Annotated in this window: 10 protein-coding genes; 7 read left to right on the forward strand and 3 right to left on the reverse strand. The window is 36.7% G+C overall.

All coding sequences use genetic code 11. The annotated features are described in order from the left end of the window. The first annotated feature begins 30 nt into the window (after window positions 1-30). From CYJ72_RS08930 to ltrA, 4 genes are all read left to right on the forward strand, one after another. A complete protein-coding gene (locus CYJ72_RS08930; RefSeq protein ID WP_284629420.1) occupies window positions 31-936 on the forward strand; it encodes an Rgg family transcriptional regulator in 906 nt (301 codons plus the stop codon). 153 nt (window positions 937-1,089) lie between these two features. Next, window positions 1,090-1,701, forward strand: coding sequence for a DUF5052 family protein (locus CYJ72_RS08935; protein ID WP_284629422.1), 612 nt, complete (start codon window positions 1,090-1,092; stop codon window positions 1,699-1,701). A 446-nt stretch (window positions 1,702-2,147) separates the two neighbouring features. Next, window positions 2,148-2,348 (forward strand): cold-shock protein, encoded by a 201-nt coding sequence (locus CYJ72_RS08940; RefSeq protein ID WP_078756648.1) that lies wholly within the window; start codon window positions 2,148-2,150, stop codon window positions 2,346-2,348. Between the two features lie 570 nt (window positions 2,349-2,918). Continuing rightward, window positions 2,919-4,202 (forward strand): group II intron reverse transcriptase/maturase, encoded by a 1,284-nt coding sequence (gene ltrA / locus CYJ72_RS08945; RefSeq protein WP_284629402.1) that lies wholly within the window; start codon window positions 2,919-2,921, stop codon window positions 4,200-4,202. 224 nt (window positions 4,203-4,426) lie between these two features. Here the strand turns inward: ltrA and CYJ72_RS08950 are convergent, their stop codons facing one another. The 3 genes from CYJ72_RS08950 to CYJ72_RS08960 form a co-directional block, all read right to left on the reverse strand. Continuing rightward, window positions 4,427-6,175, reverse strand: a complete 1,749-nt coding sequence (locus CYJ72_RS08950; protein ID WP_284629425.1) for an ABC transporter permease/substrate binding protein — start codon at window positions 6,173-6,175, stop codon at window positions 4,427-4,429. Continuing rightward, window positions 6,175-7,467, reverse strand: a complete 1,293-nt coding sequence (locus CYJ72_RS08955) for a quaternary amine ABC transporter ATP-binding protein (RefSeq protein WP_284629426.1) — start codon at window positions 7,465-7,467, stop codon at window positions 6,175-6,177. Before CYJ72_RS08955 ends, CYJ72_RS08950 begins: the two co-directional genes overlap by 1 nt. A gap of 119 nt (window positions 7,468-7,586) precedes the next feature. Beyond that, entirely contained in the window at window positions 7,587-8,201 is a 615-nt protein-coding gene (locus CYJ72_RS08960) for a GntR family transcriptional regulator (RefSeq protein WP_284629428.1), read from the reverse strand. Between the two features lie 626 nt (window positions 8,202-8,827). On the opposite strand from CYJ72_RS08960, the gene licT reads away from it, so the two are divergent. The 3 genes from licT to CYJ72_RS08975 all read left to right on the forward strand — a co-directional run bounded on the left by licT (window position 8,828) and on the right by CYJ72_RS08975 (window position 13,324). After that, on the forward strand, window positions 8,828-9,691 hold the full coding sequence (gene licT / locus CYJ72_RS08965) for a BglG family transcription antiterminator LicT (RefSeq protein ID WP_284629430.1): 864 nt from the start codon (window positions 8,828-8,830) through the stop codon (window positions 9,689-9,691). Between the two features lie 184 nt (window positions 9,692-9,875). Then, entirely contained in the window at window positions 9,876-11,783 is a 1,908-nt protein-coding gene (locus CYJ72_RS08970; RefSeq protein WP_284629432.1) for a beta-glucoside-specific PTS transporter subunit IIABC, read from the forward strand. Window positions 11,784-11,905: 122 nt separating this feature from the next. After that, a complete protein-coding gene (locus tag CYJ72_RS08975; protein WP_284629434.1) occupies window positions 11,906-13,324 on the forward strand; it encodes a glycoside hydrolase family 1 protein in 1,419 nt (472 codons plus the stop codon).

Consider the following 13,324-nt stretch of genomic DNA (forward strand, 5'->3'; position numbering starts at 1 on the left):
CACTTATAGAAAGTTAAGAGGAGAATTATTATGCATGTAGGAGAAATAATTGAACAAATACGCATTGATCGTAATATGACGATTGACGACACTATTGGTAATCTCATGTCACGCTCTACATATGATTTATTTAAAAAAGGCGAAACAGATATACGAGTGGAGACAGTCCTTTTACTTTTCGAACGACTTCATTTAGATGAACGAGAATCGATTTTAATAGCAGAAGAATTTAAACAAAACCGTATCTTTTACGAATTTTGTGATCAAGTGGTTAATCTTTATCATAGTGCGGATCTCAATGGTCTTAAGGCATATAAAATGAAACTGGAATCATTGGAAGAAGAGATACCAATAGTTTCCACTTTAATCCACGTAGCGAATAGTTTCATTAGCATGTTGGAAAAAAATAAAGTTTTACCAGAAGACAGCTTACCTCTACAACAATTTTTCTATGAAAGTGAAACTTGGTTTATCTTTGAACTGCAACTTTTTGCTCGCATCGGTTTATTAATTACCAAGCCAGACTATATCGATATGATTTATCATAATATTTTAAAAGTTATCGATTCACAATCTATAATAACACAATCTCTCGCCATCCATTGTGCACATGTGATTATTATGTTGTGTTTTGATTACCAAGAGGAACAAAAAATAGAAACAATATTGCAACGCTTATTAGCAATTCAATTTAATGAGAAATATTTTTATGAGCTACAATTTAACCAATTTTTCTATTATTTGTATCAACTGATATTTAAAAACAACACCGAAATGAATCAGGAACTCGATCGTTATTTTTCATTTCTTAATGAACTAGGCGCAGTACGTCCAGGAATAAGTTCTTGGAACCTTTATGTTGGTTATACCAAAGATTATAATATCAAACAGGAGTTAAAAGCAGAAAACTATCCCAATTTATTTAAAGAGAAGTGACCGTAAGTCATTTATTTGAACGAGTTCGATTTTTTATCCGATAAATGAAAGTTAGCTTGATTATAAATATCGAAATAATTAGTCTCAAGTATCTTTTTCTTCATTGAAAACATGATATGATAGTTTTAAGAACAATAATCAGGAGCGTGAATCATGAAAAAATCCTATTTAAAAAAATTTACTGTGTTATTAGTCTCGGTGATATTATTATCAGGCTGTCAGGCGATTAGTGAATTTATCTCGGGTTTCAAACAAGATTTTATTGGCTTAACAATGACGGTGCAAACGTATGATGATACAGCCCAAGTAATCGATTCTATCACGGGTAAATCGGTATCGATTGAACGCGAAACAGAATTTGATTCGACTAATCATGAAGGTGATTCCAATAGCGATTCACATGTGTTAAATATTCAAATTGGTGGCCATACGATGACTCATGTTGGCTCGTCTTTAATAGCAGCCGAAACAGGGTTAGAGGACTTAACGATGGAAATTCCAAACAAAGTAGAATTATATGATTCGCGTTCGAATTTACCATTTATTTCTCGCATGCAAAACCAATTAGGGCAATCTTTCTTTGGTAAGAAAAAGACGGTATTAATCCGTAGTCAAAATGGGACCCCATTAGCCGTGTATTCAGGTAATAATGTTTCTTACTTTAAAACCGATGTGCCTAAATCAACCGGCTTAATTGTAGACGGAAAATACTTATTCATTTACCGTTGTGATTATACCATCTATGACAATGCTTTATTAAAATAATTCAGTTTCTTTATGGAAAGCTGCTTAACGACTATCATCAAATCGTTGAGCGTTTTTTTGAAGAAGGACTTGAGAGAGTGGGAAAGGATGGTTGGTTATGTGTTTACGATCTTTTGTAAACTGCTTATCTTCATTTTTTGGAGTGGAGAAGGAGGGTTGAACAAGCGTGCACCTCAAATCTCGGAATTTTCCCCAGTGTTATTTATGGCATTTACATTAAGATTATGCTTTTTAGGTGAAAATATAGTGAAACTTTCAACATAAAGCGTTTTTTTAAAATTATTTTCTAAATGCTATATACAAAGCGTCAAATAAGTGTTAAACTAAGTATGTAGTAAAGAAATTAATTAATTATATTTTTTCCATTCATTTGTAAATCATATCTTTAAATTTATTTTTGTTATTGCAATATCAAGTGCTTAAGAGGCACACAGGAGGATTTACACATGGAAAATGGTACAGTTAAATGGTTTAATGCAGATAAAGGTTTTGGGTTCATTACAGGACAAGACGGAAATGACGTTTTTGCACATTTCTCTCAAATTCAAGGTTCTGGATTCAAATCATTAGAAGAAGGCCAACAAGTGTCATATGACATTGAAAATGGTCAACGTGGTTTACAAGCGACTAATATCGTTAAATTATAATCACTGAATAAATAATCAAACACCTCATCGTTTTCTACGGAAAATTGATGAGGTGTTTTTTGGTATGACGGGCATGTCATACATCTAGGGTGCAAGTCCCTGAGGGCACCTGCTATCGGTGAACCCAATAGTGATTCTCAAGCTTGACCATCGTGAGGTGGCGAGGAGAAGAAGAGATAACGAAATCGTGGCTCCACGAACAGGAACACAATACGAAGGCGCGTATAGCGGATGAGATGGCCAAAAGCATTAAAGTCCAAATAGATAGTCGTAACCTATGCGTGTAAATTGTGGGAGTAAACGAGGAAAGATGTATGACTTATCCCGTGAGGTCTCATGAGCGTCTCAGACGTAGTAATAACGAATCATGAGAAGTCAGCCGAAGCCATAGTAGTGTCGAAGCTTGCGTAATGTAAGTGGAGCGAAGGGCTGAACAATTAACAAAGTGTAAACTACTCGAATTGTACTCCTTTATATGTCTGACTAGTTAGGACAATATCACGTATTGATGGAGAAATAACAGAAAAAATAAGACAAATAGGAACAGCGAAACAAGAAAGGAGACACACCATGTCGCAACTATTATTACAAATTTTATCGACTTCCAATATGACACTTGCACTCAAGCAAGTGAAACGGAACAAAGGAAGAGCGGGACTTGATGGTATAACGGTGGATGAAATCGAACAATACATCCGAGCAAACTGGCAAGATATTAAAGGTCAGATAATCCACCGCAAATACAAACCGACCCCAGTGCTCAGAGCTGAAATACCGAAGCCAGACGGCAGTAAGCGAAATTTAGGTATCCCGACTGTCATGGACCGAATTATTCAACAAGCTATTGTACAGGTATTGACCCCCTTATGCGAACCTCACTTCAGTGAATATAGCTATGGATTTCGCCCGGGACGTTCCTGTGAAGACGCCATCATGCAGTTATTAAGCTACCTTAACGATGGTTATGAATGGATAGTGGACATTGACCTTGAAAAGTTTTTCGACAACGTCCCACAAGACCGACTGATGTCACGGGTTCATGAACTTATTCACGACGGCGATGTTGAATCACTTATACGAAAATATTTACAAGCTGGAGTGCAAATCATGGGGGTTTATCATGAAAGTACTCAAGGAACCCCACAAGGAGGGAATTTATCTCCACTCCTATCCAATATCATGTTAAACGAATTGGACAAAGAATTAACAAAACGAGGGCTACAGTTTACGCGATATGCAGATGACTGCATTATAGCAGTCTCAAGTGAAGCAGCAGCCAAACGGGTCATGTACAGTGTTTCTCGCTACATTGAACAGAAACTGGGATTAAAAGTCAATATGACAAAGACAAAAATAACGCGCCCAAACAAACTTAAATACCTAGGATTCGGTTTTTATAAAAACACAAAGAGTCGACAATGGGCACCGCGTCCACATCAGGAGTCGATAGCACGATTTGAACGCAAATTAAAGCAGTTGAGCAAACGAAGCTGGAGCGTTTCACTCACCCAAAGAATTGAGAAACTAAATCAAGTTATAAGAGGTTGGGTTAACTACTACAGCGTAAGTTCGATGAAAACACGACTAAAAAGGATTGACGAGCATTTAAGAACGCGTATAAGGGTCGTGATATGGAAACAATGGAAGACCAAACGCAAACGACTTTGGGGACTTGCCAAGCTAGGAATGCCTAAAGGAATGGCAGACAAAGTCTCTGGTTGGGGAGACCATTATCAATTTGTAGCACTTAAATCAGGGATACAATACTACATCACAAAAGATATCCTAAGAATAAGAGGATTAATAAGTATCTATGATTATTATATAAAGCGACATGCGTTAAAAGTTAATTGAACCGCCGTGTGCCGAACGGCACGCACGGTGGTGTGAGAGGGACGGGAAACCGTCCCTACTCGATCGTTCTTTGTAAGATGTTGAAATCTATTTATATTGCATTTTGGTTGTAGCGAATAGAGAAGGGGGCTTCTAAGACCAAACTCACTTTTGTTTTGACTCATTCCAAAAAGAGACTATCTACCAAACAAGTGCTTGGTGGTTAGTCTCTCTTACTTTAATATTTATGATTGTTTAGCTGTTTCAATCCAATTATCTACTTTGTCACGATGCGTTTCAATCCATTCTGAAGCGGCTGTTTCAGCAGGTTGACCGTTTTCCATTTCGTTCATGATGGCTTCCAAATCAGCAATATCCCATTCGAATTGGTCTAAAATATGAAATACTTCCGGCATATCTTCTTCTAAACCGATACGACCAAAGCTGACAATTTGTTCTTCACCACCCATTGTGCCTTCAGGATCGTCTAAATATTTAATATCAAAACGTTCGAACATCCAGTGTGGTGTCCAGCCAGTAATAATAATCTCTTGTTTATTTTTAATGGCTTGATCTAATTGAGTGGTCATTGCTCCCGTAGAAGAGGTCTTTTGAGTCCATCCATCTAAATTTGAATAGGTCTTAATGGTTTCATCCGTAGCTTTCGTAATACCAGCTCCAGGTTCAATTCCAGTGATGACTTTTCCGGCTTCATCCGTTAAATCATCGATCGAATTAATATCTTCCATATAGGTTGGCACAGCCAGTCCTAATTTAGCACCTGTGGTATTGGGACCTAAATCGACGATTTTATCTTTATACTCTTCATAAATGGCGGCATGAGTATAAGGTAACCATGGTACTAATGTACCATCTGTTTCACCTGAAGCGACTGAGGAGAACAAGATAGCCGGATCTAATGGTTTTATTTCGACTTCATAGCCCATTTCTTCAAGAATTTGTTTGACAATGGTTGAAGTGGCTAAATCGGCATCCCATTGACTAGAAGCCAAGGTAACCGTTTGTTTATTGGCATTAGCTAAGTAAGAATAAGCCGTACTACCAGCTAGTAAAGCTAATGCAGCAAAACTGATAGCCGATGTTTTTATTCGTGCTTTTTTCTTTTCTTCTTTGGTTTTAGCGACACGAGGACGATTTAATAGTTGAGTAAAGCGGTCCACGATAATCGCTAAGATAACCAGTGAAACACCATAGACAAAACCAGAACCAATATTAGCTTTTTGTAATGCCGTTAAGACACCTTCACCAAGACCTGGTGCTCCAATCATTGATGCCGTTACGACCATTGATAAGGCGAGCATTGTGGTTTGGTTAATACCAGCAAAGATGGTATCTTTAGCCATTGGTAAATCTAATTTAAATAATCGTTGAAACCCCGTTGAACCGAACGCTTGAGAAGCTTCGACTAAATCCTTCGGTACTTGACGAATCCCTAAATTAGTAAAGCGAACCGTAGGAGGTAAGGCAAAAATAACCGAGGCGAACACTCCAGGAACCATTCCGATTCCGAAGAAGGCAACCGCTGGAATTAAGTAAACAAACGAAGGCATCGTCTGCATAAAGTCTAAAATCGGTGCAATAATTTTTGCTGCTACTTGATTTTTTGCCATCAAAATCCCTAAGGGAATCCCAATGATAATTGACACTAAACTTGAAATGAGTACTAAGGTTAAGGTGCTCATTAACATTGGCCATAAACCTTGATTAAAGACGAAAAGTAAGCCTAGAAAGGTAAATAAAGAAATACCTTTACTTTTTTTAGATAAGAAATACATTCCGACAGTCGCTAAAATAATAAATAAGAGAGCGGGAATTGACGCCAATAAATCGGTAAGACCATTCATCGTAATTTCGCCGATGGATTGTAATATATTAAATAGTCGACTAAATGTATTGGTAATCCAATTAGTTGCACTATTGACCCAATCAGACAATGGTATAGGTTGAGTTAGAAAATTTTGAACTGAATTCATTATTTAGCCACCTCCTTGCTTGCTGTGTGAGTATTGGCAGAATCAATCGTGGTTGCTTCTTTAACAGCATCCGTTTCAGCTGAATTCGTTGTATTGGTATCATTATCTGATTCATCAGTGTATTTTGCTAAAGAATCAATAATTTGACCACGACGGATAACGCCTATTAGACGATCATTTTCATCGATAACAGCGATGGGAGCGGGTGATAGATTGGTTAATTCAAATAAATCGCTAACCAAAGTATCTTTTTCGACGCGAGTTACATTTTCATTGATCACATCGTTTAATGGTAAATGTTCTTTTCTCGCTCTTAATAAATCATCGGCATCAAGATAACCCAATAAGTGTCGTTTTGAGTTAATCGCCATTACTAAAGAACTTCCTTCTTGACGCATACGAGTTAATGCGACATGTGGACCATCTAAATCAATATTTGAAGAGATAGCAGGCTCCATGATATTTTCTGCAGTAAATACTTTTGAACGGTCGACTTCTTCAACGAAATCACGAATATAATCATTCGCTGGATTGGTTAAGATTTCTTCGCCGGTACCTACTTGCATTAACTGACCATCTTTTAAAATTGCGATACGATTACCAATTCTTAAAGCTTCATTTAAATCATGGGTAATAAAGATGATCGTTTTTTGCACTTTATCTTGTAGTTCTACTAATTCATTTTGCATTTCGCGACGAATTAAAGGATCTAAGGCAGAAAAAGCTTCGTCCATTAATAAAATCTCAGGATCATTCGCCAACGCACGGGCTAAACCGACACGCTGTTGCATCCCTCCTGAAAGTTGATCAGGGAATTGATCTTTAAAGGCAAGTAAACCCGAGTTTTCTAAAGCTTGTTCTGCGCGCTTTGTCCGTTCTTCTGGATCAAGTCCACGAACTTCCATACCATATTCTGTATTTTCTAAAATGGTACGATGTGGGAAAAGAGCGAAGTTTTGAAAGACCATATTGATCTTTTCCCTTCTAACTTGACGCAATTCCTCTTTGTCTAATTTGTTAATATCTTTTCCGTCAATATAAATTTCTCCGGAAGTTGGTTCAATTAAACGATTTAATAAACGAATTAAAGTGGATTTACCAGAACCAGATAGTCCCATTATCACAAAAATTTCATTTTCATTAATGTCCATTGAAATATCATAGACACCAACTGTGGCGCCAGTTTCTTTTAATATCTCTTGTTTTGGCACTTGTTGTTTTACTAAATCAAGTGCTTGTTTGGTTTTCTTACCAAAAATTTTGGTAAGGTTTCTTATTTGTACTTTAGTCAAAACATTTCCCCTTTTCTTAAAAACTAAATAAGTGACAATCCTATAATACATGGAATAGTCACTTATTGCAAATGATTCAAACTCATTTTCATGAAAATGAAGTTTAGTTTTCAATGTTATTAATAGAAGAAAGTTTTTACTGATGCGATTGTTTGCGGTTCCCCAATAAAATATAAAATATCTTTTTCTTTTAACTGACTTTTTGGATTGGGAGAAAGAATCAATTCATTTTCTCGTTCAAGTGCCACAAGGGTAGCATGGGTGTTGGACCATAGATTAAGACTCTCGATGGATTTTCCTAGATATTTAGCATTATGGTCTAAATAAATTTCAAAAGGATTGAAGGGGTTATTTAATTTCATTTTATAAGAATAGTCAATCAGTTGCGTTACTTTGTCTTGGAAAACTTTCCAGGTTTGTTGTTGGTCTGATAAACTTTGAGAGATTTCATTGTGTAATTGATCAATGATGATTTCGTCTTTATTATTTTTGATGTATTGCACCGCACGATCTTTTGACGCCACCACTGTTCCGGAACCATGGTAAGAATGCATAATGCCTAATTTAACGAGATAATTAACGGCTTTACGCGCAGTCTCAGGAGATACCTTAAATTCGCTGGTTATATCCGTACGTATCGATAATTTTTGTCCTTCTTGATAATAGCCTGAAGCGATGCGGTCAATCAGTGTTCGACTGATTTTCTTATATGCGGGTGTTTTAGCATAACTCATCTTGTCACCTCCTATGTATGATTTCTATTTTGCACCATAAGTGACCAGAATGCAATAGAAAGGTAGTCACTTAGAAATGAAAAAAATGAGCTTCCGCCTAGATAATGATAGCTTAAATGATGGTCGGACGTCGATATCTATCTAACAAGACGATGTAAAATGATATGTGAAACTAAATGAATCGAATGCTACTATATATGCCTACCTTTAGCATGTTGGAGTCACATTGGAATATGGTGGTTTGTGACTCACTCACTTGTGGGGGTGAACATGACATTTAGATGACGAAGAGAGTGACAATTTTAGACTCACCCATTTGTGGGGGGGAAGAGACGATACAAAAATCATTCAATTTTCTACTTCTGATCCAACCCCAACTGTGTGATTGACTAAGACCAGGCGAAATTCAATTGTTTTTCGATTTTTTGTGCTTTCAAAGAAATTTTATAAAAGGGGTTGCAAAACGAATAGACCTTTGATAATATAAGCTTATCAGGATTGTTACTGGTCGTGCAGGCAAAACCTATATACATACAAGTTGTTTTTTATAGCTATGGGCTAAGTATCGATTGAATGACAATTTGTATTTATATAGGTTTTTTTCATTGAGAGGGTGAGGTGATAAGGTGAAGATTCTTAAAGTCTTCAATAACAACGTGGCCTTGACGGTGGACGAATCTAATAAAGAAGTCATTGTGATGGGGAAGGGATTGGCTTTTGGTAAAAAGTTCGGAGATGACATCGCAGAAGATATTGTAGAGAAGACCTTCGTATTAAAAGAAGAATCTGCTTCGATTTTTTCGGATTTATATGAAAGTACCAAACCAGAAGTGATTGATGCCTTATTAAAAATCGTGGATATAGCAGAAAAGAAATTGGATCTTACCTTAAAGTCAAATGTTTATATTGCTTTAGCGGATCATATTAACTTTGCGATTGAAAGACAACAAGATGGGATTAGTTTAGAAAACCCGCTTTCATGGGAAGTTAAAAACTTCTATCCTGAAGAGTACGCTATCGGTATAGAAGCGCTTGATGTCATAGCGAAGATTGCTGGGGTTCAATTTGATGAAAGTGAAGCCACTTCTATTGCACTACATTTAGTGAATGCAAGTAAGCAAGGTGATCACTTAGAACAAACCATTAAAATGACGAAGATTGTACGGGATATTTTAAATATTGTACGCAATTATTTTGGGATTAATTTTGATGAAGAATCGATTACTTATTCAAGATTTGTCACTCATTTACAATTTTTCGCGCAACGGATTGTTAAAAATATCAATCACGGAGAAGCAGATTCTTTCTTGTTTGAACAAGTAAAAGCGTCTTATCCTAAAGCGTTTGAATGTACGGAGAAAATTAAAGAATATACTGAAAAAGTTCATCAATTTACTATCAATCAAGATGAGCAAGTATATTTAGCGATTCATATCCAACGTTCTATTACTCAAAGTCAAATAAAGCAACAGAAGAATTCACATGAATAGGATCGTGACTGGTAATGCAGGCGAAACCTAGGTGGATAATCTAAGTTATTCTTGTTTGGAGAATGTTGATAGCCGAATTATCGACTTTTTCAGATGATAGAATGGTTTAGATTATCTATCTAGGTTTTTTTCATTCTTAGGTAGTAAATAATAAAAATAAAAAAAATAGAAAGAGGTAAGGAAAATGGCAGATTATACAGATTTAGCCAAAGACATCGTGGAGCATGTCGGGGGAAAGGAAAACGTTAAAAGTGTTAGACACTGTATCACAAGATTGCGTTTCCAATTGAAAGATGAAGGTAAGGCTGATACAGAATACTTGAAAAAACGTGATGGTGTCGTAACAGTTGTTCAAGCCGGTGGACAATACCAAGTCGTTATTGGTAATCACGTGCCAGATGTTTATGAAGCGGTGCTAAAACAAGGCGTTGCCGGTGTAGGATCAGTGGATATTGATGAAGGTGACGATGTTGCAAATGGTAATTTATTTGATCGTTTCGTTGACTTAATGTCAGGTTTATTCCAACCGTTTTTAGGCGCGTTAGCGGCAGCCGGTATTTTAAAAGGGGTTGTGGCGATTTTAGCTGCTGTTGGTGGTGAAAATATCACAGCATCTGGTTTATATGTCTTATTAAATGCAGCCGGAGATGCCTTTTTCCAATACTTACCATTTGCTTTAGCAATTACGGCAGCTGGTAAATTTAAAATGAATCAATTTACCGCTTTAGGTGTAACAGGAGCATTATTATATCCAGGAATTGGTGAACAAATTGTTGAAGGAATCAAATTCTTAGGTATTCCATTCGCATTACCACAAGCGGGTAGCTATTATCAAACAGTTATTCCAATTATTTTAGCGATATGGGTAGCGTCTAAAGTTGAAAAATGGGCAAAATCATGGATGCCAACTGTGATGAAATTATTCGGAATCCCATTGTTAACTCTATTAGTTTCTGTTCCATTAACTTTTATTGTCGTAGGCCCCGTTTCAAATATATTATCGGATTTATTGTCAGTAGCGTTTAATTCATTATATGGATTCAGTCCAGTTTTATTTGGTGCTGTATTGGGTGGTGCATGGCAAGTAATGGTAATGTTTGGTATGCACTGGGCACTTGTATCAATGGCAATTAATCAACTCGCAACACAAGGATTCACAGCCTTCTTCTCACCAGCAGTTTTACCTAGCTTCACACAAACAGGTGCTGTTGGTGCGATTATGATGAAAACCAAAGAAGACAAAGTAAAACAATTAGCCGGTCCAGCATTTGTTTCTTCACTATTTGGGGTGACAGAACCCGCAATTTATGGTTTAACTTTACCGATGCGTAAACCATTTATTATCTCTTGTATCGCAGGTGCTATTCAAGGGGCCTATATTGGTTGGGCTGAAGCGACGATGTATCAAATGGGTGGTTTAGGAATCTTTGCGTACCCTTCATATGTAAACCCACAAAATGGTGATTTCTCTGGTGTTATTCATATGTTAATTGGTACCGCGATTGCGATTGTCGTATCATTTATTTTAACTTACTTCTTTGGTGTAACAGAAATCTTTGGTGGCAGTAAAGCAGACGCAGCAACTACCGAAGCGAAAACAACTGAAGAAACAGCGACGCCAACGGCTTTACAATTAAAACAAGAAATTATCGCCGCACCATTATCAGGACAAGTAGTTGCATTAAAGGATGTACCAGATCAAGTATTTGCCAGTGAAGCAATGGGGAAAGGGATTGCGATTTTACCTAATAAAGGTGAAGTTGTTTCACCAGTCAATGGGGTTGTGACCACTATTTTCCCAACAGGACATGCCGTAGGGATTACTTCAGATTCAGGAGCAGAAATCTTAATCCATGTCGGAATGGATACTGTTCAATTAGACGGTAAAGGTTTCCGTGCGCATGTACAAAATAATGACCGTGTTCAAGCAGGACAAAAATTAATTGACTTTGATATTCCAACTATTGAAGCAGCTGGTTTACCAATCGTTACACCGGTTATTATTACCAACACGAATAACTATACGGATGTAATTTCAACTCAAGAAGCTGAAGTAACAGCAGGCGACTACTTAATCGATGCCATCATTTAATTCTCTTAAGTAATTGAATATGGTAGTAAATGTAGCGAATGAAGGGAGACTTTAATTGAAAAGTCAAAACGGAGTTCGCTACAATATTGTTAGAAAACAAAAAATGAAAAGGGGTATAAGTAATGACAGTTTTTCCTAAAGGATTTTTATGGGGTGGTGCAACCGCAGCTAACCAATTTGAAGGTGCTTATAGTGAGGATGGAAAAGGCTTAAGTGTCCAAGATGTCACACCACAAGGTGGGTTTGGTCCGATTACGGAAGAACCAACAGAAGATAACTTAAAGTTAAAGGGAATTGACTTCTACCACCGTTACAAAGAGGATATTGCCTTATTTGCTGAAATGGGCTTTAAAGTTTTCCGCTTATCCATTGCTTGGAGCCGTATCTTCCCTAAAGGGGATGAATTAGAACCAAATGAAGCAGGATTGGCTTTTTATGATCGTGTATTCGATGAATTAGAAAAATATGGTATTGAACCATTAGTTACCTTATCACATTATGAAACGCCTTTACATTTAGCACGTGAATATAATGGCTGGGCTAACCGTGACTTAATTTCATTTTATGAACGCTATGTTCGCACAGTGTTTGAACGTTACCAACATCGTGTAAAATACTGGTTAACCTTTAATGAAGTAAACTCAGTCTTACATGCACCATTTATGAGTGGGGGAATTGTGACACCACCTGAAGAATTATCTCAACAACATTTATATCAAGCCGTTCATCATGAGTTAGTAGCATCTGCTTTAGCAACTAAAATTGCGCATGAAATCAATCCAGAGATGAAAGTGGGTTGTATGGTATTAGCAATGCCAGCTTACCCAATGACCTCTCATCCATTAGATCAATTGGCTGTTCGTCAATTTGAAAATCAAAATTATCTATTCTCTGATATTCACGTACGTGGAAAATATCCAAATTATATCAAACGTTATTTCAAAGATAATAATATTGAAATTCAATTTGCTGATGGAGACGAAGAATTATTATTAAACCATACGGTTGATTTTATTTCATTCTCTTATTATATGAGTGTGGCTCAAGCACATAATCCTGAAGCATATACTTCTGGTAAAGGGAATATTATGGGTGGTATCACCAATCCTTATTTAGAAGCATCTGAATGGGGATGGCAAATTGATCCCGTTGGTTTACGCTTAGTGTTAAATGATTTCTACGATCGTTATCAATTACCATTATTTATTGTTGAAAATGGATTAGGCGCGAAAGATGAGTTAGTAGAAGGACCAAATGGCCCAACGGTTGAAGATGATTATCGTATCGATTATTTACAAAAACACTTAGTACAAGTAGGTGAAGCTGTAAAAGATGGTGTCAAAGTAATGGGTTATACGACTTGGGGATGTATCGACTTAGTTTCAGCGTCAACTGCGGAAATGAGTAAACGTTATGGCTTTATTTATGTAGACCGTCATGATGATGGAACAGGTACATTAGCACGTTATAAGAAAAAATCATTTGATTGGTATAAAGAAGTAATTGCTACCAATGGTGAAAAATTATTTGAGGAGCAATAA

It is taken from the genome of Globicatella sanguinis (assembly GCF_002847845.2).
Taxonomy (GTDB): domain Bacteria; phylum Bacillota; class Bacilli; order Lactobacillales; family Aerococcaceae; genus Globicatella; species Globicatella sanguinis.

Coding starts and splice junctions, on each gene's coding strand:
- CYJ72_RS08935 (WP_284629422.1), top strand. CDS start 1,090: ATGAAAAAATCCTATTTAAAAAAATTTACTGTGTTATTAGTCTCGGTG.
- CYJ72_RS08960 (WP_284629428.1), bottom strand. CDS start 8,201: ATGAGTTATGCTAAAACACCCGCATATAAGAAAATCAGTCGAACACTG.
- CYJ72_RS08940 (WP_078756648.1), top strand. CDS start 2,148: ATGGAAAATGGTACAGTTAAATGGTTTAATGCAGATAAAGGTTTTGGG.
- CYJ72_RS08930 (WP_284629420.1), top strand. CDS start 31: ATGCATGTAGGAGAAATAATTGAACAAATACGCATTGATCGTAATATG.
- CYJ72_RS08970 (WP_284629432.1), top strand. CDS start 9,876: ATGGCAGATTATACAGATTTAGCCAAAGACATCGTGGAGCATGTCGGG.
- CYJ72_RS08975 (WP_284629434.1), top strand. CDS start 11,906: ATGACAGTTTTTCCTAAAGGATTTTTATGGGGTGGTGCAACCGCAGCT.
- ltrA (WP_284629402.1), top strand. CDS start 2,919: ATGTCGCAACTATTATTACAAATTTTATCGACTTCCAATATGACACTT.
- CYJ72_RS08950 (WP_284629425.1), bottom strand. CDS start 6,175: ATGAATTCAGTTCAAAATTTTCTAACTCAACCTATACCATTGTCTGAT.